This window comes from Frigoribacterium sp. 2355 (assembly GCF_054060695.1).
The window spans coordinates 26,543-44,202 of the sequence record NZ_JBSSDL010000007.1; the positions used below are offsets into that span (position 1 = coordinate 26,543).

The window sequence follows — 17,660 nt, forward strand, 5'->3', positions numbered from 1 at the left end:
AAAGGAACCCCGACCCATGTCACCCATCACCAGGACCCGACGGCGCGTCCTCGCCGTGGCCGCCGCGCTCGCCGCGTCGGTCGCGCTCGCGGGCTGCTCCATCCCCAGCGCCGACGGAGGCGACGGCGGCACCGAGCGCATCGGCGCCCTCTACCTCGACTCCCAGGGCTTCTACGGCGGCGTCAAGAAGGGCGTCCAGGACGCCGCGGACGCCGACTCGAAGAACGTCGACTTCCTCGAGTCCACCTCGGCGGGCGACGTGTCGAAGGAGAGCTCGTTCATGAACACGCTCACCTCGTCGGCCGTCAGCGCCATCATCCTGTCCGCGGTCTCGACCGACGGCAGCGTCCCCGCGGTCCGGCAGGCCAGCGAGGCCGGCATCCCGGTCATCTGCTACAACACCTGCGTCAGCGACGACGCCGTCGACCAGTACGTCACGGCGTGGGTGCTCGGCGACCCGCTGAAGTTCGGCGGCGACCTCGGGAAGCAGGCCGCGGCCTACTTCACCGAGGCCGGCATCACGGCGCCCAGGATGGGCGTCATCAACTGCGAGCAGTACGAGGTCTGCCAGCAGCGCTACAAGGGCTTCTCCGAGGCGCTGACCGCGGCCCTGCCCGGCACCGTGTTCGTCGCGAACCAGGAGGGCGCCGAGGTCGACACCGCCGTCTCGACCGCCGAGCAGATGCTCAGCGCGAACCCCGACCTCGACGGTCTCTACGGTGAGGCGGGCGGCGCGACCGTCGGCGCCTACAAGGCCGTGCAGACCCGAGGGCTCGTCGGTCAGGTCGCCGTCTTCGGTTCGGACATGACGAGCGACATCGCCGCCGAGCTGGCCGACGGTTCGGTGCTCAAGGCCGTCGTCGACATCAGCGGCATCGAGGCGGGCAAGCTCGCCTTCGCCGCGGCCCAGGACGCCATCGACGGCAAGACGCCCGACGAGAAGGTCGTGGCCGCACCGATCGACCTGTACCTGCCGGCCGACGCCGCCGGGTGGACCGAGACCCACCCCGACGGCCTCCCCTGATCGGCGCCGGGGGCCCCGGCACGACGCCGGGCCCCCGCCGCCCCTCACCCCGTCCCCTCGATCCCAGGAGGATCCCCTTGTCAGAGTCGACAGCTCCCACCCCGGACGCGCCGCTCGATCCCGCCCGTGACCGCGGCGCCCCCATCGCCGAGGCCCGCGGCGTCAGCCAGGTCTACCCCGGCGTCACCGCGCTCGACGGCGTCGACTTCGCCGTGCACGCCGGCGAGGTGCGGGCCCTGCTCGGCCAGAACGGTGCCGGCAAGTCCACGCTGATCCGGCTGCTGAGCGGGGTCGAGACCCCCACGACCGGCGAGGTCCTGCTCGGTGGCGTGCCGCTCGGCGCCGGCGGCGTGACCGCGGCCGCCGCCGCCGGCGTCGCCACGTGCTACCAGGAGCTCAGCCTCGTGCCCGGCGTGACCGTGGCCGAGAACCTGGCCATGGGCCGGTGGCCGCGCGGCCGCTTCGGCATCGACACCCGGGCCATGGTCGAGCGGGCCCGTGCCACCTTCGACCGCCTCGGCGCCGACATCGACGTGCACGCCGAGGTCGCCGGGCTGACCCTCGCGCAACAGCAGATCGTCGAGATCGGCCGGGCGTTGCAGGACGACCCGCGCCTCCTCATCCTCGACGAGCCCACCAGCGCGCTCGCCGCCGCCGAGGTCGACCTCGTGCTCGACACGGTCAAGCGCCTCGCGGCGCAGGGCGTCGCCGTGCTCTACGTCAGCCACCGCATGGACGAGATCCGGCAGATCGCCGACACGGCCACGGTGATGCGCAACGGGAAGGTCGTCGAGACGGTGTCGATCGCCGGCAGCGACACCGCCCACATCATCGAGCTGATGATCGGCGCCGACCCCGGGGAGCGCGCCGTCGCCACGCGCCCCGTCACGAGCGGCGAGGTGCTGCTCGCCGTCACCGACCTCGAGGTCGCCCCGAAGCTCTCGGGCGTCACCTTCGAGGGTCGGGCCGGCGAGGTGCTCGGCATCGCCGGCCTGCTCGGCTCGGGACGCACCGAGCTGCTCCAGGCGATCGCGGGGTTCCGCCCGGCGACCGGGGGCACGATCGCGATCGCGGGCTCCGTCGTCGACCGGCCCAGCGCCTCCCGCATGCTCGCGCTCGGGGTCGGCATGACGCCCGAGGACCGCAAGGGCCGCGGCGTGATCCCCGGCCTCGGCATCGACGAGAACATCGTCATGAGCGACTTCGGCCGGGTGACCCGAGGAGGCGCGCTGTCGTCGGGTGCGATCGCGACGGCCACGAAGGCGCTCGCCGAGCGTCTGAGCATCAAGGCGCACGACCTGGGCCGGCCGATCGGCACGCTCAGCGGCGGCAACCAGCAGAAGGCGGTCATCGCGCGGTGGCTGCACGCGGACAGCCGCGTGCTGCTGCTCGACGAGCCGACGCGAGGCGTCGACGTCGAGGCGAAGGCGCAGATCTACGAGATCATGCGCGCCGTCGCCGACACCGGCAAGCTCGTCGTCTTCGTCTCGAGCGAGATCGAAGAGCTGCCCCTCGCCTGCGACCGCGTGCTCGTGCTGCGCGACGGCGGCCTCCGCGAGGAGTTCCGCGCCCCCGACATCTCCCTGCCCGTGCTGCTCCAGGCCTCCATGGTCTCGAGCTAAGAAGGACGACCCGATGACCACCACACTCGACCCCACGACCACCCCGACCGGCGGACCAGGAGGCGCGCCTCGCGACTCCGCGCTCGGTCGCGTCCGCGACGCCTTCCGTCGCAACACCACGCTCGTCAACATCGTCGGCCTGCTGGTCGCGATCGTGCTGCTGTACCTCTACCTGATGTTCAACGCGGTCGGCTTCTTCACCGTGGCGAACCAGAGCGGCCTGCTGCGGGACGCCGCGCTGATCGGCATCGCCGCCACCGGCATGACCCTGGTGATCATCGCCGGCGAGATCGACGTGAGCACCGGCCCCGCCGTCGCGCTCTCGTCGGTGATCGTCGCCGTCGCCATGACCCAGTGGGGGCTGCCCGCCCTGCTGGCGATCCTCATCACGCTCGTGGTCGGAGCCGGCTGGGGCGCCCTCGCCGGCGTGCTGCGCGCGAGGTTCCTCGTGCCGTCGTTCATCGCCACCCTCGGGCTCTGGAGCGTGCTGCGGGGCCTCGGCCAGTTCGGCACCGACGCCCTGCCCGTGCCGCTGCCGCTCGACGACCCGGTCATGCCGTTCCTCACCGGCACGGTGTTCGGCGTCCCGACGCCCGCCGTCGTGATGATCCTGGCCTTCCTCGTCTTCGCCTTCGTCGCCCGCAAGACCGCGTTCGGCCGCTCGGTCTTCGCGATCGGCGGCAACGCGGCGGCCGCCCGGCTGGCCGGCATCAAGGTGGCCCGGGTGCGCATCGTGCTGTTCGCGATCATGGGCATGCTCGGCGCCCTCAGCGGCGTGCTGCTCGCGGCCCGCCTCGGCTCGGGCAACGCCGGCGCCGCCAACGGCCTCGAGTTCGACGTCATCGCCGCGGTCGTCATCGGCGGCACCGCGATGTCGGGCGGCCGGGGCAGCCTGATCGGCACCTTCCTCGGCGTCATCTTCATCACCCTGATCGGCAACGGGCTCGTGCTGCTCGGCGTCGACTCCTTCCTGCAGAGCGTCGTCCGCGGTGTCATCATCGTGCTCGCCGTGCTGCTCAACGTCACCCTGTCCCGCAAGCGCGGGTCGATCGAAGAGAGCTAGGCCATGACCACCACCGCACCCTCAGCCACCGCGTCCTCCGCCGGGGACGCGACCCGCGCCTCCTCGTCCCCCTCCGGCACCATGCAGGGCGTGTTCCTGCCCGGCGACGGCACCGCCGAGCTGCGGACGCACGACGTGCCGACGCCCGGCCCCGGGCAGGTGCTCGTGCAGGTCGGCGCGAGCGGCATCTGCGGCAGCGACATCGGCTTCATCTACCACGGCTACAAGACCCACAAGGGCCTCGACGGCGCCCCCGCCTACCGGGGCGTCGTCGCCGGCCACGAGCCGAGCGGCCGCATCGTCTCGGCGGGCCCCGGGGTCACGCGATTCGGCGTCGGAGACGACGTCATCGTCTACCACATCCAGGGCTGCGGACGCTGCCGCAACTGCCGCTCGGGCTACTTCATCAGCTGCACCGACCAGCCGAACAAGGCGTCCTACGGCTGGCAGCGCGACGGCGGCCACGCCGAGTACGTCCTGGTCGACGAGTCGACCTGCGTGCCGTTGCCCGACGGGCTGTCCTTCGTCGACGGCGCCCTGATCGCCTGCGGATTCGGCACCGCCTACGAGGGCCTGCGCCGCACCGGCGTGCACGGCGGGGAGGACCTGCTCGTCGTCGGCCTCGGGCCGGTCGGCCTCGCCGCGGCGATGCTCGGCCGCATGCTCGGTGCCCGCCGCGTGATCGGCGTCGAGCGGTCGCCCGAGCGCATCGAGTTCGTCCGGGCGACCGGCCTGGTCGACGACGTCGTCCTCGCCGACGGCGACGCGGTCGCGAACGTGCTGGCCCTGACCGACGGCGTCGGCTGCCAGGTCACGGTCGACTGCTCGGGCAGCACGCCCGGCCGCCTGACCGCGGTCGAGGCCGCGGCCGAGTGGGGTCGCGTCGGCCTGCTCGGCGAGGGCGGGCGCCTCGAGACCGAGGTCTCGGACACCCTGCTGCACAAGCAGCTCACCCTCACGGCGTCGTGGGTCACCTCGGTGCAGGGCATGGAGGATGTTGCGCGCATGATCGCCGCGGACGGCCTCAGCCCCGAGATCGTCGTCTCGCACCGGCTCCCGCTGACCGACGCCGACGAGGCGTACCGGATCGCCGCGGCCGGGGCCACGGGCAAGGTCGTGCTGATCCCGGCGGGTGCGCCCGTGCGCGAGGAGGCCGGCGCGCGCGAACCGGCTCCGCGCGCGTGACGTCCCGACCGGTCGTCGTCGAGGCGGGCACGCCCGAGCTGCCGCTGCTGCGGGTGACGACGCCCGACCTCGAGCTCGTCTTCGCACCCACCCGTGGCGGTCGGTTGCTGTCGCTGGTCGCCCACGGCCGCGAGCGGCTCTGGCGCGACCCGGATCTGGTCGACGCCGACCTCGCACCGGTCGTCCCCGTGGCCGCGTGGCCGGCGGGCGACGGCGACATGTCGACCTGGGCCAACGTCGGCGGCTCGAAGACCTGGCCGGCGCCGCAGGGCTGGTCGGGCCCCGACGAGTGGGCCGGCCCGCCCGACCCCGTGCTCGACTCGGGGCCGTGGGCGGTCGGGTGGCAGCTCGACGACGGGACCGTGACCGTGGTGCTGACCAGCGCCGACGACGCCCGCTCGGGTCTCCGCGTCGAGCGCCGCTTCACGGTGCCCGCCGTCGGTGCCGGGTTCCGCCAGACGGCGACCTTCACCAACGTCTCGGCCGTCCCGCGCACCTGGTCGATCTGGGAGGTCTGCCAGGTCGACACCCGAGGAGGCGCGGGTCGCCCCCTCGAGGACGCCGCGGTCGTCGTCGCCCACGCCGCGCCTCCCGTCGAGCTCGACCTCGGCGGCTGGGAGGGCGACGTCACGTCGTCGCGCCACGAGGACGACGTGCTGCTGCCGGTCGGGACCGGCGTGGCCAAGCGCGGCTACCCCGAGGCGTCGGGCTCCGCGGCCTACCGCGACCCCGACGGCACCACGCTCACGCTCGCCACCGAGCCAGCGGCCGGGGGCACCTGGCCCGACGGCGGCTCGAAGGTCGAGATCTGGCTGCAGCGCCCCACGGCGTCGCCGATCGGCGAGCTGGGCGACCTGCACCCCTCGGCGCACCTCGTCGAGCTCGAGGTGCTGGGGCCGCTCGTCACCCTCGCGCCGGGCGAGGCCACGAGCCTCGACGTCGCGTGGTCGGTGCAGCAAGGCTGAGCCGCTCCCGATCCCGTTCCGGCCATCGCCCTCGCACACGATTTCGAACGGTGCACCCCGAAGCTTCCGGGTGCATCGTTCGGAACCGGGTGCAGCGCGGCACGGTTCACCTCCCGGACACCCGCCGCCCCTACGCTGACCGCGACAGCGCCTAGGGTTCCGGGGTCCCACGATCCGACTGGTCCGAGCGGCGCCACGGTCGGGCGCCATCGCCGGGCCGTCATCTGAACGGACAAAAGCCTGGAGGACCCGTTCGGCGCGCCCCGCGCCGAGCCGATGGGTCCTCGCATGTCCACCACCGCCCTCCTGCTCGTCCTCGCCGCCGCCGTCTGCCACGCCGGCTGGAACGTCGTCGCCCACGGGGTGAGCCGCCTCGGCACCCCCTTCCTCTGGTGGGGAGCCGTCGCCAGCACCGTGCTCTGGCTGCCGGTCGTCCCCTTCACGGGCGGTCTCGGGGCGAGCGTCGGCGGCCTCGCGGTCGGGGCGGGCGTCTCGGCCGTGCTGCACGTCGTCTACATGACGGTGCTGCAGCGCGGCTACGCGGTCGGCACCCTGTCGACCGTCTACGCGACGGCTCGCGGCAGCGGCCCGGCGGTCAGTGCGGGTCTCGCCGTCCTGCTGCTCGGCGAGCAGCTCTCGGCGACGGCCGTGGTGGGCATCGCCGTGGTCGTCGCGGGGGTGGTGGCGACCGGACTGATCGACCGGCGGCCGACCGGCTCTCCGGCGCCGCGCCTCCTGCACGGGCCGTCGACCGCGTCGACACCGGCCGCCCCGGGCCCGGCGCGCCGTCGCCTCGACCCGGGCATCGCCTGGGGCCTGCTCACCGGCCTCGCCATCGCGAGCTACACGATCTGGGACGCCCACGCCCTGCGCACCTGGGGCCTCTCGCCCGTGTCGTTCATGGTCGGCGTGACGCTCGCCGAGGTCGTCTTCTACAGCGCGTCGCTCGGCCGGCGTCGGGGCGAGCTCGTCGCGGTCGCCCGCGCCCACTGGCCGCGGGTGCTGGCCTTCGGGGTGTTGTCGCCGCTGTCGTACATCCTCGTGCTGACGGCGATCCGGACGGCTCCGGTCGCCCTCGTCGCCCCGGCCCGCGAGACGAGCGTGGTGATGGTGGCCGTGTTCGGGGCGCTCGTGCTGCGTGAGGGCTCGCTCGTGAAGCGGCTCGCGGCCTCGGGCGTCGTGCTCGGCGGTATCGCCCTGCTCGCCCTCTGACGGGCGTCGCGCGGGCCGAGGAGGCGCGGGTCGGCCTAGAGGAACCCGGTCACCGCGACGGCGACCGCGGCCAGCAGTGCGACGGCGGCGAGCACCTTCGACGACCCCATGACGAGTCGGCGCCTCGGCCCGCCGTCGTACGGCTCGTCGTCGGCGTCACGCAGTTCGGGCGGGAGCTCGGCCTCACGGCGGCGGCGCTCCTGCTCGAGGTGGGCGGCCCGTTCGACCCGGGCGACGCGCTCGGCCTCGTGCTGCCGGGCCTGCTCGGCCTCGCGGTCACGGGCGACGAGCAGCTCGAGTTCACGGTGCGCCTCGTCCGACCAGGTCGCGAGGTCGTCGCCGGGGGAGTCGGGGGTGCCGTCGTCGTGTCGCATGCGGAGGCCTTCGTCGCGGGAGCAGGGCGGGGTGGTGGTCCGAGGGTAGACCGCCGCACCTGGACCCGCCATGGCCGGGACGGCACCCCGTCCCGCCCCGCGGTCGGCTCGCCCAGGTTAGGCAGACAAGAGGTGAACTCTCGTTGAACGGGCCCAAAGATAGGTTCCTATGTCGGTCGGGCGCGTGCCACCATCGTCACGTCCTGCTCCCCCCCGAAAGGCCGTCATGACCCTCCGCCGTCCCCGCGCCGCGACCGCCCTCGTCGGCGCCGCCCTGCTCGCCGTCACGCTGTCCGCCTGCTCGACCCCCGCCTCCTCGGCCACCGGCTCGTCCGACGCGGCCGGTGGCTACGCGGTCGACGACAGCACCCTCGTCTTCGGCGTCGTGCCCGACTCGGTCGACACCGAGACGAACTACCAGCCGCTGATGGACTACATCGCGAAGGAGACCGGCAAGACGGTCGAGTACCACGAGTCGACGGACTACGCGGCCCTGATCGAGGCGAGCATCGCCGGCCAGATCGACGTCGCCTCGTTCTCGGGCTTCACCTACGTCACCGCCACGAACAACGGCGCCGAGCTCACCCCGATCTCGTCGATCACCACGGCCGAGGGCCAGGAGCCCGGCTACTACTCGCAGGCCATCGTGCCGAAGGGCAGCGACATCACGTCGATCGCCGACATGAAGGGCAAGAAGATCTGCTTCGTCGACCCGTCGTCGACGTCGGGCTACCTCTTCCCGAGCTACGCGCTGCTCGAGGCCGGCATCGACCCCGAGAAGGACATCACCCCGGTCTTCGCGGGCAAGCACGACGTCAGCGTGCAGAAGGTCGGCGAGGGCACCGAGTGCGACGCCGGCTTCGCCGAGGACAGCGAGGTCGCCAAGAGCGACGCCGTCGAGATGATCGACCAGCAGATGGTGCCCGGCGCGCCCATCGTCGAGTCGGACTCGCTGCCCGACGACGTCAAGGCCCAGCTGAAGGACATCCTCTCGAACGTCACCGCCGACGACATGGCCGCCGCGGGCATCGAGGGGGCCGACAGCGAGGGCTTCCGTGCCGTGTTCTTCCAGACCACCCCGGTCGACGACGCGTACTACGACCAGATCCGCGACATCTGCGAGAAGACGAACGCGTCGCAGTGCAAGGCCTGACCCGCACGACGTAGCACCTCCCCACCCCGGGAACCCGCCGGGACCCGCGCGCGCGCGTGGGGGTCCCGGCGACGTCTCGGAGTCCGAGTCCGACAAACCGGAGACGAACATGAACCCGCACACCGCCCCCACCGAGACCGTCGTCCGGCTCGAGGGCATCACCAAGCGCTTCGGTGAGACCCTCGCGCTCGACGACGCCTCGATCAGCGTCCGACGCGGCGAGGTCGTCGTGCTGCTGGGCCTCTCGGGCTCGGGCAAGTCCACCCTGCTGCGCCACGTCGACGGCCTCGAACGGCCGACCGACGGTCGCGTCACGGTGCTCGGCCGCGAGGTCACCGAGCTCACCGGGCGGGCCCTGCGGCGGCTGCGCAGCGAGGTGGGGTTCATCTTCCAGCAGTTCGAACTCGTGCCGTCGCTGACCGTGCTCGAGAACGTCCTGACCGGCTCGCTCGCCTCCGTGCGCGGGCCCCGGCTCGGGCTCTGGTCGTACGGCCGGGCCGCGAAGGCCGAGGCGCTCGCCCGGCTCGAGCGCGTCGGCCTGCTCGACCGGGCCTACCAGCGCGCCGACACCCTCTCGGGCGGGCAGCAGCAGCGCGTCGCCATCGCCCGGGCCCTGATGCAGCGCCCCCAGGTGCTGCTCGCGGACGAGCCCGTCGCCTCGCTCGATCCCGAGTCGAGCGACCAGGTGATGGCGTTGATCCGCGAGATCGCGGCCGACGAGGGCCTCACCGTCATCTGCAGCCTGCACCAGGTCGACCTCGCCCTCTCGTGGGCCGACCGCATCGTCGGGCTGCGCCACGGTCAGGTCGTGCTCGACACCGGGACCGAGGGCCTGTCGAAGGCCCAGGTGATGGAGATCTACGGCCGTGTCGCCACGAGCACCGACCAGATGGCAGCCATCGAGCTCGAGCTCGCCGGGGACGCCGTCCGATGACCGCCGTCACCGAGCGCCCGCGCACGACCGGGGCGGCCCCCGCTCCCGTCACCGCGCCTCCTCGTCGCCGGGTCTCGCCCGAGCGCGTCGCGGCGGGCCTCACCCTCGTCGCCCTGCTGGTCGCGAGCCTCGTGGCCCTGCGCAGCGTCGACATCGACCCCGCGCGGATGCTGCAGAGCTGGGCCAACGCCGAGCGGTTCTTCGGCCGCGTCGGGGCGATCGAGTTCCCCCCGCTCGGCGAACTGTTGCAGCTCACCGCCCTCACGCTCGGCCTCGTGATCTGCGGCACCCTGCTCGCCGCCGTCCTGTCGGTGCCGGTCGCCGTGCTCGCGGCCTCGAACACCACCCCCGGCCCCGCGTGGCGTGCCGCCGCCCGCTTCGTGACGGTGCTCGCCCGGGCCGTGCCCGACGTCGTGCTCGCCATGGTGTTCGTGCTGCTCTTCTCGCTCGGGACGCTGCCCGGCATCCTGGCCATCGGCCTGCACTCGATCGGGATGATCTCGAAGCTCTTCGCCGACGCGATCGAGCAGATCGACGAGGGTCCGCGCACCGCAATCCGTGCCGCGGGGGGCAGCCGCCTCCAGCAGTTCACCGCCGGCGTGCTGCCCCAGGTGCTGCCGTCGTGGGTGGCGACCGTGCTGCACCGCAACGACATCAACCTCCGCGGCAGCGTGATCCTCGGCTACGTCGGGGTCGTCGGCCTCGGCATGGAGATGTCGTTCGCCTTCAAGTCGCTCGACTACGGCCTCGGCCTCGGCTACGCCCTCGTCATCTTCGTGCTCTGCGTCGTGATGGAGATCGTCTCGAGCAGCGTCCGCGCCGCCATGCTCGGCATCGCGCCGACCGGCCGCGGTCTCGGCGACCGCGTCGTCCGACGGGCCACCAGGAGGCGCGGTGCCGGTCACCCCGCCCCGTCGCGTCCCGTGCCCGCCACCGTCGAGTCCGCGCTCCGCCGACCGTGGGACCGCGCCCGTCGGCGCACCGTCTCGTGGGGGTGGCTCGCGGTCGCCGTGGTCGTCGCAAGCATCGCCGTCTGCGACATCGCCTGGTCCGACCTCGTCACCGTCTGGGCGAAGGTGCCCGCCGTCGCGACGCAGTTCTGGCCGCCGTCGTTCGGCAGCTACGAGGCGTCGACCATGGTCGCCGCCATGGGCGAGACGATCGCCATCGCGCTGGCCGCGACCGTGCTGACCCTCGTCGCCTCGATCGTGGTCGGGTCGCTCGCGGCCCGCAACGTCGCCCCGAGCCGAGGGGTGCGCAGCGGCATGCGCCTGCTGCTCGTCGGCATCCGCGGGGTGCCCGAGGTGATCCTCGCCATCGTGCTGATCGTCGTCACCGGGCTCGGCACGCAGGCCGGCACCCTCGCCCTGGCGCTCGGCGGCGTCGGGCTGCTCGGCAAGCTGCTCGCCGACTCGTTCGAGGAGGTCTCGCCCGGCCCCGAGCGCGCCCTCTCGGCCACCGGGGCGAGTCGCGTGCAGGTCTACGCCGGGGCGACCCTGCCGCAGGGCACCCGGGCCCTGATCGGGCACACCTTCTACATGCTCGACACCAACCTGCGGGCCGCGACGCTGCTCGGCATCGTCGGTGCCGGGGGAGTCGGCTACTACCTGCTCAACGCCAGCCAGGGCTCGAACTACGGGACGGTCACGGCGATCGTGCTGATGATCCTCGTCACGGTCCTGGTCGTCGAGGGGCTCGCCATCTGGATGCGGAGGGTCTTCCGATGACCGCGACACACCACACGGCCCCCGGCGCGGCCCGTCGCGCCCCGGCCCCGGCCCCGACCGCGGCGGCAGGGCACGCGGTGGCACCCCACGACGTGGTCGTCGTCGGCTCGGGCATCGTCGGCCTCGGTGCCGCCCTCGCCGCCGTCGACCGGGGGTTCTCGGTGCTGGTCGTCGACCGCTCCCCGGTGATCGGGGGTTCCACCGTGCGGAACTTCGGCCACCTCTGCCTCACCCCGCAGAGCGGCGAGGCCCGCCGCCACGCCCTCGCCGCCCGCGAGCTCTGGCTGCGGCTGGCCCGCGACGCCGGCTTCTGGCTGTCCCGGCGCGGCACGCTCGTCGCCGCCCGACACGTCGACGAGCTCGACCTGCTCGACGAGCTGGCCCTCGCCCGCACCGACCGCGTGCTGGGCGACCGGCCCGAGATCGAGCGGCTCGATGCGGCCGAGCTGTCGTCGCTGGCCCCGGTGGCTCCCGGTGCGGTCGTCGGCGGCGCCCTGCTCCCGTACGACCTGCAGGTCGACCCGAGGGAGGCGGCCGACGCGATCCGCCGGCACCTCGAGACGCGAGGGGTGCGCTTCCTGACCCGCACCTCCGTGGGGTCGGTCTCGTCGGGACGGGTCGAGACGAGCCGCGGTCCGATCGACGCCGGGACGGTCGTCGTCGCGACCAACCACGACCTCGACCAGCTGCTGCCCGACCTCGCCGACCGACACGCCCTCGAACGCTGCGGACTCGACATGCTGCGGGTGCGAGCCGACCTCGTCCGGCCGCTCGTCGCCCCGCTGCTGACCGGCTGGTCGCTGATCCGCTACAGCGCGTTCGCCGGCACCGGAGCGGCCGACGCGGTGCGGTCCCGACTGCACGCCGAGCGCCCGGACCTGGCCGCGATGGACCTCAACCAGATGTACACGCAGCTGCCCGACGGGTCGGTGATCGTCGGGGACAGCCACCGGAAGGGCGCCGCGATCGCGCCGTTCCAGGACGAACGGATCGCCGACGCCTTCCTCGACGAGTTCCGCGTGCTTTTCGGCGCCGAGCCGGTCGTCACCGAGCGGTGGCAGGGCGTCTACGCCTCGGGACGCGACGAGTTCGTCGTCGACGAGGTCGCCCCGGGCGTGCTCGTCACGGTCGTCTCGACCGGCATCGGCATGACCACGGGGCTCGGTCTCGCCGAGCACGTCGTCGGGGCGCACCTCGACGGCGGGCGCGACCGGGCGCTCGACCGCCCCGCCCCGACCTCGACCGTCCACTCGCCCCTCACAGAGAGCCTCACCGCATGAGCACCACGACCGCCACCACCTCCGCCTCGTCCGGCACCCCCGCCGCCGAGGCCGCGACCCCGATCGAGCTCGTCGTGCTCGACATGGCCGGCACGACCGTCGTCGACGACGGCGTGGTCGAGCAGGCCTTCGCCCGCGTCGCCGACCGGGTCGACCTCGGCCCGACGCTGAGCCGCGACGAGGCCCTGCAGTACGTCCGCGACACGATGGGCCGCTCGAAGATCGAGGTCTTCCGGCACCTCACCGGGGGCGACGAGGCGCTCGCGCAGCGTGCGAACGACGAGTTCGAGGTGGCCTACGGCGAGCTCGTCGACGAGTCGGGAGTCGAGCCGATCGAGGGCGCGGGCGATCTCGTCGACGCATTCCGCGCCTCCGGGGTGTCGGTCGTCCTGACCACGGGCTTCTCGCCCGTCACGCGCGACCGCCTGCTCGACGCGCTCGGCTGGACGGTCGACGCCGCCCTCTCGCCCGTCGACGCCGGCCGCGGCCGCCCCGCACCCGACCTCGTGCTGACCGCCCTGCTGCGCACCCGTGCCTCGTCGGTCGCCGCCGTCGCGGTCGTCGGCGACACCGTCAGCGACGTCCTCTCGGGGCGCTCCGCCGGGGCCGGCCTCGTCGTCGGCGTCACGACCGGCGCCCACACCCGCGAGCAGCTGCTCGCCGCGGGCGCCGACGTCGTGCTCGACAGCGTCCGCGACCTCGTCGGGCTGCCGGCCTTCGCCGCGGTCGCGGCCGCCGGCGCGTCGAGGACCGCGGTCGCGTGACCACCGCCCTGCCGCGGACGGGGGTGCCGCCGCGGACGACAGACCAGGAGGCGCGGGTCGCGTCCGTGACGGACCCCGCCTCCCCGGCCGCGCTGCCCCTCGACCCGGCCCCGACCGCCATGGTGTGGCTCGAACCCGGCCGTCCGCACGAGGCCGTCGCGGTGCCCTCGGTCGTCCTCGAGCCCGGCGACGCCCTCGTCGAGGTCGAGCTGGCGACGATCTGCGGCTCGGACGTGCACACCACCCGGGGCGACCGGAGCGCGCCCGCCCCGCTCGTCCTCGGTCACGAGCAGGTCGGTCGCGTGGTCGCCCTCGGGCCGGGGGCGGTCGCGGTGGACGGGACGCCGCTCGCCGTCGGGCAACGCGTCGTCTGGTCGCTGACCGTCTCGTGCGGTCGGTGCGCCACCTGCCGGCGCGACCTGCCGCAGAAGTGCGAGTCGGTGCGGAAGTACGGGCACGAGCGGCTCGTCACGGGCTGGGAGCTCAGCGGCGGCTTCGCCACGCACGTGCACGTGCGGTCGGGCACGGCGATCGTCCCGGTCGAGGCCGACCTGCCCGCCGAGCTGCTGGCCCCGGTGTCGTGCGGCACGGCGACGGCCGTGGCGGCCCTCGACGCCGCCTCGGCGATCGTGCCCCTGGACGGTGCCGTGGTGCTCGTCACGGGGGCCGGGCTGATCGGCCTCACGGCGACCGCGCTGGCCACCGACGCCGGGGCCCGGGTGGTCGTCGTCGACCCCGATCCCGCCCGCCGTCGGCTCGCCGTCCGCTTCGGCGCGGTCGCGACGGTCGACCCTACGGCTGCTCCCGACTCCGACGACGGCCTGAGCACCGCGTTCTCCGTCGCGGGCGGTGCCCCGCTCGTCGCCGTGGAGGCCTCGGGGTCGCCGCACGCCGTGACCTCGGCGCTCGCCGCGCTGGGCGTCGGCGGCGTGGCCGTGCTCGTCGGCAGTGTCTTCCCCGCCCCGGCGGTGCCGCTCGACGCCGAGAGCGTCGTCCGACGTCTCGTGACCCTCCGTGGCGTGCACAACTACGCCCCGCGGCACCTCGTCGAGGCCGCCCGCTTCGTCGAACGGAGGCACGCGGCCTGGCCGCTCGACGCCCTCGTGGGCGAGGTCGTCGCCCTGCGCGACCTCGACGCCGGCATCGCGGCGGCCGCCGCCGGCGGGTCGGTGCGGGTGGGCGTCCGACCCGAGTGACCGGGGGCGGTGGCGGCCTGCGGGGGCTGCCCCGCGCCTCCTGCGTCCTGCCTCCTGCGTCCGCGGACGCGGGAGGGGTGCGGGTCGGCGCCGCTCAGGGGCCGATCGCGCGGATGAAGTGGTCGCCCTCGCGGGCCCGGCCCGACGCCGAGACGGTGAAGCGGACGATGTCGCTGCGGTACCGGTCGTCCGAGGCCTCGAAGGTGCGGCCGTCGGGGCCGCGCGTGATGCGGTGCAGCCGCAGGATCGGCGTGCCGGGCTCGACCCCGAGCAGTTCGGCGTCGAGCTCGTCGGCGGCGACCGCGTCGATCTCGTGGTCGATGTCGGCGTAGCCGAAGCCCCGCGAGTCGAGGTACTCGGTGATCGACACCGTGTCGAGGTCGACGTCGAACAGCACGCGGCCGACCTCCTCGATGAAGGTCAGGCGCTCGAGCATGGTCGGGCGGCCGTCGACGAGTCGCAGCCGGACGACGTCGACCACGAGGGCGCCCGGCTCGATGCCGAGCGACCGGGCCTTGTCGTCGTCGGCGCGGCGCAGCGACACCTCCTGCGTGCGGGCGCCGGGCTCGCCGCCGACGTCGCGCACCCACTTGGTGAAGGGGATCGACACGTCGACCGGGTGGTGCGCCTTGCGTGCGACGACCCGCGCCGGGCGGCCGCGCCGGGTCTCGACCAGGCCCTCGGAGCGCAGGGCGGCGAGGGCGTTGCGGATCGGCCCGCGGGAGGTGCGCCACTGCTCGGCCAGCTCGCCCTCGCTCGGCACGTCGTCGCCGACCGCGAGGTCGCCGCTCAGGATGCGCCGCCGCAGGTCGTCGGCGATCTGCTCGTAGAGGGTCGAAGGCACGTGCGGATCTTACCGAGCGGTGGGGTCGGGCTCGTCATGGGCCCCGTCCGCGACGACGAACCCCGTTCGCGAAGGAGAACCCCGTTCCATCGGGGTTCTCCTTCGCGAACGGGGTTCGTCCCGTCGTCGCGCCGAGGGGGTCACCACCAGGGCTTCCCACCGCGACCCGCCCCTGTCGTAGCGTCGAGGGCATGGACACCGAGAGCGAGATCCGCGACTTCCTGACCAGCCGACGGGCGCGGGTGCGGCCCGAGCAGGTCGAGCTGCCGGGCGGCCCCGGACGCCGCGTGCCCGGACTGCGGCGGAGCGAGGTGGCGCTGCTCGCGGGCGTCAGCGTCGAGTACTACACGCGGCTCGAACGCGGGCGCCTCGGCGGGGTGTCCGAGGTCGTGCTCGACTCGCTCGCGACCGCCCTGCTGCTCGACGACGCCGAACGCGAGCACCTGGCCGACCTCGCCCGCGCCGCGAACGAGTCGCCCGTGCGCGCCCGGCGTCGACGCCGTCCGCCCGAGACCGTCTCGCGCAGCATGCAGCTCGTGCTCGACGCCGTGACGGCCGGGCCCGCGTTCGTCCGCAACGGCCGCATGGACGTCCTCGCCGAGAACGCGCTCTTCCGTGCGCTCTACTCCGACCTCTACGCCCTCGACGAGCGGCCGGTCAACCTCGCCCGCTTCGTCTTCCTGCACCGCGAGCAGGCCGAGGCCTTCTACCCGTCGTGGTCGGTGGCCGCCGACATCAACGTCGCGATCCTGCGCACCGAGGCCGGCCGCGACCCCCACGACCGCGCCCTGCACGACCTGATCGGCGAACTGTCCACCCGCAGCGACGAGTTCCGCGTGCGCTGGGGCGCCCACGAGGTGCGCCACCACACGTCCGGCCAGAAGCGCTTCCACCACCCGGTCGTCGGTCAGCTCGACATGGTCTACGAGGCCATGGAGCCGATGGGCCGCCCGGGCCTGAACTTCCTCGTCTACAGCGCCGAGCCCGGCTCGCCGACCGAGGAGCGCCTCCGCCTCCTCGCCAGCTGGGCGGCGCCGCAGGCCGACCCGGCGGTCGTCCGCGCCGACGCCCCGGACCGACCCGACGTCGCGAGCGGACCGCGCGAGGCGGCCGGATCGTGAGCCGCCTCGCGATGTGGTGGCGCGCCTCCTGCGAGATCTCCGACCTCACGCGCGACCGAGAGCAGGAGGCGCGGGTGCTGGACGAGATGGCGGTGCGTCTCCAGCCGGGCCCCTGGGCGATCGCCGCGCTCTTCCACCGCCGCGCGCCCGGCGCGACCGACGCCGCAGAGGCCTCCGCCACCATGGAGAACCAACCACCCTCGAACGCCGAGGAGGCACGACCGTGAAGTACACCCGTCTGGGCACCACAGGGCTGAAGGTCAGCCGCATCGGCCTCGGCTGCATGAGCTACGGCGACCCCACCCGGGGCCTCCACTCGTGGACGCTCGACGAGGCGGCCTCGGCACCGTTCTTCCGCCAGGCCGTCGAGCTCGGGGTCACCTTCTGGGACACCGCGAACGTCTACCAGCAGGGCACCGGCGAGGAGTTCGTCGGCCGCGCGATGCGCGAGTACTCCCGCCGCGAGGACGTCGTTCTGGCGACGAAGGTCAGCGGTCGCATGCACGACGGTCCGGGGGGAGCGGGGCTGTCACGCGGGGCGATCCTCGAGCAGGTCGACGCGTCGCTCACGCGACTCGGCACCGACCACGTCGACCTGTACCAGATCCACCGCTTCGACCCCGAGACCCCGGTGGAGGAGACGATGGAGGCGCTCCACGACCTGGTCCGGGCCGGCAAGGTCCGGTACACGGGCGCCTCGAGCATGTTCGCCTGGCAGTTCGCGAAGATGCAGACCGCCGCCGTGGTCAACGGCTGGACGCCCTTCTCGACCATGCAGGACCAGTACAACCTGCTGAAGCGCGAGGAGGAACGCGAGATGATCCCACTCTGCGCCGACCTCGGCGTCGGGCTCGTGCCCTACTCGCCGCAGGGCAAGGGACGGCTGACGCGACCGCGTGGTGCGACCACCGAGCGGTCCGCCGTCGACGAGGTCGCGAAGGCCTTCGACGCCGACGAGGACGGCCCGATCATCGACGCCGTCGAGCAGGTCGCCGCCGAGCACGGGGTGTCGATGGCCCAGGTCGCCGTGGCGTGGGTGCTGCGGAACCCCGTCGTCTCGGCCCCGATCGTCGGCGCGACGAAGCCGCACCACCTCGCCGACGCCGTCGCCGCCCTGGACGTCGAGCTGACCGACGACGACGTCCGCCGCCTCGAGGAGCCCTACCGGCCGCAGTCACCGTTCTGGTGGTGAGGCG

The 17,660-nt window shown here is 73.7% G+C and carries 17 protein-coding genes; 15 read left to right on the forward strand and 2 right to left on the reverse strand.

The window, feature by feature from the left end:
• Nucleotides 1-16: 16 nt before the first annotated feature.
• The 6 genes from ACVJ1F_RS10130 to ACVJ1F_RS10155 all read left to right on the forward strand — a co-directional run bounded on the left by ACVJ1F_RS10130 (nucleotide 17) and on the right by ACVJ1F_RS10155 (nucleotide 7,071).
• Nucleotides 17-1,024: a substrate-binding domain-containing protein gene (locus ACVJ1F_RS10130; protein ID WP_123571405.1), complete on the forward strand. Its 1,008-nt coding sequence runs from the start codon at nucleotides 17-19 to the stop codon at nucleotides 1,022-1,024.
• Between the two features lie 77 nt (nucleotides 1,025-1,101).
• A complete protein-coding gene (locus tag ACVJ1F_RS10135; RefSeq protein ID WP_456885950.1) occupies nucleotides 1,102-2,646 on the forward strand; it encodes a sugar ABC transporter ATP-binding protein in 1,545 nt (514 codons plus the stop codon).
• A 13-nt stretch (nucleotides 2,647-2,659) separates the two neighbouring features.
• Nucleotides 2,660-3,709, forward strand: a complete 1,050-nt coding sequence (locus ACVJ1F_RS10140; protein WP_043594640.1) for an ABC transporter permease — start codon at nucleotides 2,660-2,662, stop codon at nucleotides 3,707-3,709.
• Between the two features lie 3 nt (nucleotides 3,710-3,712).
• Nucleotides 3,713-4,894, forward strand: coding sequence for a zinc-dependent alcohol dehydrogenase family protein (locus tag ACVJ1F_RS10145; protein ID WP_456885952.1), 1,182 nt, complete (start codon nucleotides 3,713-3,715; stop codon nucleotides 4,892-4,894).
• Nucleotides 4,891-5,859, forward strand: a complete 969-nt coding sequence (locus tag ACVJ1F_RS10150; protein ID WP_456885954.1) for a hypothetical protein — start codon at nucleotides 4,891-4,893, stop codon at nucleotides 5,857-5,859. The genes ACVJ1F_RS10145 and ACVJ1F_RS10150 overlap by 4 nt, the downstream gene beginning before the upstream one ends.
• 288 nt (nucleotides 5,860-6,147) lie before the next feature.
• Nucleotides 6,148-7,071: an EamA family transporter gene (locus ACVJ1F_RS10155; protein WP_056043961.1), complete on the forward strand. Its 924-nt coding sequence runs from the start codon at nucleotides 6,148-6,150 to the stop codon at nucleotides 7,069-7,071.
• A gap of 35 nt (nucleotides 7,072-7,106) precedes the next feature.
• On the opposite strand, the gene ACVJ1F_RS10160 is transcribed toward ACVJ1F_RS10155, so the two are convergent.
• A complete protein-coding gene (locus ACVJ1F_RS10160; RefSeq protein WP_456885956.1) occupies nucleotides 7,107-7,445 on the reverse strand; it encodes a hypothetical protein in 339 nt (112 codons plus the stop codon).
• 226 nt (nucleotides 7,446-7,671) lie between these two features.
• Here ACVJ1F_RS10160 and ACVJ1F_RS10165 point away from each other — a divergent pair, with 226 nt between their 5' ends.
• The 6 genes from ACVJ1F_RS10165 (at nucleotide 7,672) to ACVJ1F_RS10190 (ending at nucleotide 14,499) form a co-directional block, all read left to right on the forward strand.
• Nucleotides 7,672-8,598 carry a phosphate/phosphite/phosphonate ABC transporter substrate-binding protein gene (locus ACVJ1F_RS10165; RefSeq protein WP_456885958.1) on the forward strand — a complete coding sequence of 309 codons (927 nt, stop codon included), beginning with the start codon at nucleotides 7,672-7,674 and terminating at the stop codon, nucleotides 8,596-8,598.
• Nucleotides 8,599-8,707: 109 nt separating this feature from the next.
• A complete protein-coding gene (gene phnC / locus ACVJ1F_RS10170; protein ID WP_456885960.1) occupies nucleotides 8,708-9,532 on the forward strand; it encodes a phosphonate ABC transporter ATP-binding protein in 825 nt (274 codons plus the stop codon).
• Nucleotides 9,529-11,259 (forward strand): phosphonate ABC transporter, permease protein PhnE, encoded by a 1,731-nt coding sequence (gene phnE / locus ACVJ1F_RS10175; protein WP_456885962.1) that lies wholly within the window; start codon nucleotides 9,529-9,531, stop codon nucleotides 11,257-11,259. Before phnC ends, phnE begins: the two co-directional genes overlap by 4 nt.
• A complete protein-coding gene (locus ACVJ1F_RS10180; protein ID WP_456885964.1) occupies nucleotides 11,256-12,539 on the forward strand; it encodes a TIGR03364 family FAD-dependent oxidoreductase in 1,284 nt (427 codons plus the stop codon). Before phnE ends, ACVJ1F_RS10180 begins: the two co-directional genes overlap by 4 nt.
• Entirely contained in the window at nucleotides 12,536-13,303 is a 768-nt protein-coding gene (locus ACVJ1F_RS10185; RefSeq protein WP_456885966.1) for an HAD family hydrolase, read from the forward strand. The genes ACVJ1F_RS10180 and ACVJ1F_RS10185 overlap by 4 nt, the downstream gene beginning before the upstream one ends.
• A complete protein-coding gene (locus ACVJ1F_RS10190) occupies nucleotides 13,300-14,499 on the forward strand; it encodes an alcohol dehydrogenase catalytic domain-containing protein (protein ID WP_456885968.1) in 1,200 nt (399 codons plus the stop codon). The genes ACVJ1F_RS10185 and ACVJ1F_RS10190 overlap by 4 nt, the downstream gene beginning before the upstream one ends.
• A gap of 94 nt (nucleotides 14,500-14,593) precedes the next feature.
• On the opposite strand, the gene ACVJ1F_RS10195 is transcribed toward ACVJ1F_RS10190, so the two are convergent.
• Entirely contained in the window at nucleotides 14,594-15,343 is a 750-nt protein-coding gene (locus ACVJ1F_RS10195) for a GntR family transcriptional regulator (RefSeq protein ID WP_043594651.1), read from the reverse strand.
• 191 nt (nucleotides 15,344-15,534) lie between these two features.
• Between ACVJ1F_RS10195 and ACVJ1F_RS10200 the strand changes: the two genes are divergently transcribed.
• The 3 genes from ACVJ1F_RS10200 to ACVJ1F_RS10210 are packed head-to-tail and all read left to right on the forward strand — an operon-like array spanning nucleotide 15,535 to nucleotide 17,656.
• Nucleotides 15,535-16,464, forward strand: coding sequence for a helix-turn-helix transcriptional regulator (locus ACVJ1F_RS10200; RefSeq protein ID WP_082460081.1), 930 nt, complete (start codon nucleotides 15,535-15,537; stop codon nucleotides 16,462-16,464).
• Nucleotides 16,461-16,691: a hypothetical protein gene (locus tag ACVJ1F_RS10205; RefSeq protein ID WP_456885970.1), complete on the forward strand. Its 231-nt coding sequence runs from the start codon at nucleotides 16,461-16,463 to the stop codon at nucleotides 16,689-16,691. The genes ACVJ1F_RS10200 and ACVJ1F_RS10205 overlap by 4 nt, the downstream gene beginning before the upstream one ends.
• Nucleotides 16,688-17,656 (forward strand): aldo/keto reductase, encoded by a 969-nt coding sequence (locus ACVJ1F_RS10210; protein ID WP_123571393.1) that lies wholly within the window; start codon nucleotides 16,688-16,690, stop codon nucleotides 17,654-17,656. The genes ACVJ1F_RS10205 and ACVJ1F_RS10210 overlap by 4 nt, the downstream gene beginning before the upstream one ends.
• Nucleotides 17,657-17,660 lie beyond the last annotated feature (4 nt).

Coding starts and splice junctions, on each gene's coding strand:
- ACVJ1F_RS10140 (WP_043594640.1), top strand. CDS start 2,660: ATGACCACCACACTCGACCCCACGACCACCCCGACCGGCGGACCAGGA.
- ACVJ1F_RS10165 (WP_456885958.1), top strand. CDS start 7,672: ATGACCCTCCGCCGTCCCCGCGCCGCGACCGCCCTCGTCGGCGCCGCC.
- phnC (WP_456885960.1), top strand. CDS start 8,708: ATGAACCCGCACACCGCCCCCACCGAGACCGTCGTCCGGCTCGAGGGC.
- ACVJ1F_RS10130 (WP_123571405.1), top strand. CDS start 17: ATGTCACCCATCACCAGGACCCGACGGCGCGTCCTCGCCGTGGCCGCC.
- ACVJ1F_RS10160 (WP_456885956.1), bottom strand. CDS start 7,445: ATGCGACACGACGACGGCACCCCCGACTCCCCCGGCGACGACCTCGCG.
- ACVJ1F_RS10200 (WP_082460081.1), top strand. CDS start 15,535: ATGGACACCGAGAGCGAGATCCGCGACTTCCTGACCAGCCGACGGGCG.
- ACVJ1F_RS10155 (WP_056043961.1), top strand. CDS start 6,148: ATGTCCACCACCGCCCTCCTGCTCGTCCTCGCCGCCGCCGTCTGCCAC.
- ACVJ1F_RS10145 (WP_456885952.1), top strand. CDS start 3,713: ATGACCACCACCGCACCCTCAGCCACCGCGTCCTCCGCCGGGGACGCG.
- ACVJ1F_RS10180 (WP_456885964.1), top strand. CDS start 11,256: ATGACCGCGACACACCACACGGCCCCCGGCGCGGCCCGTCGCGCCCCG.
- phnE (WP_456885962.1), top strand. CDS start 9,529: ATGACCGCCGTCACCGAGCGCCCGCGCACGACCGGGGCGGCCCCCGCT.
- ACVJ1F_RS10185 (WP_456885966.1), top strand. CDS start 12,536: ATGAGCACCACGACCGCCACCACCTCCGCCTCGTCCGGCACCCCCGCC.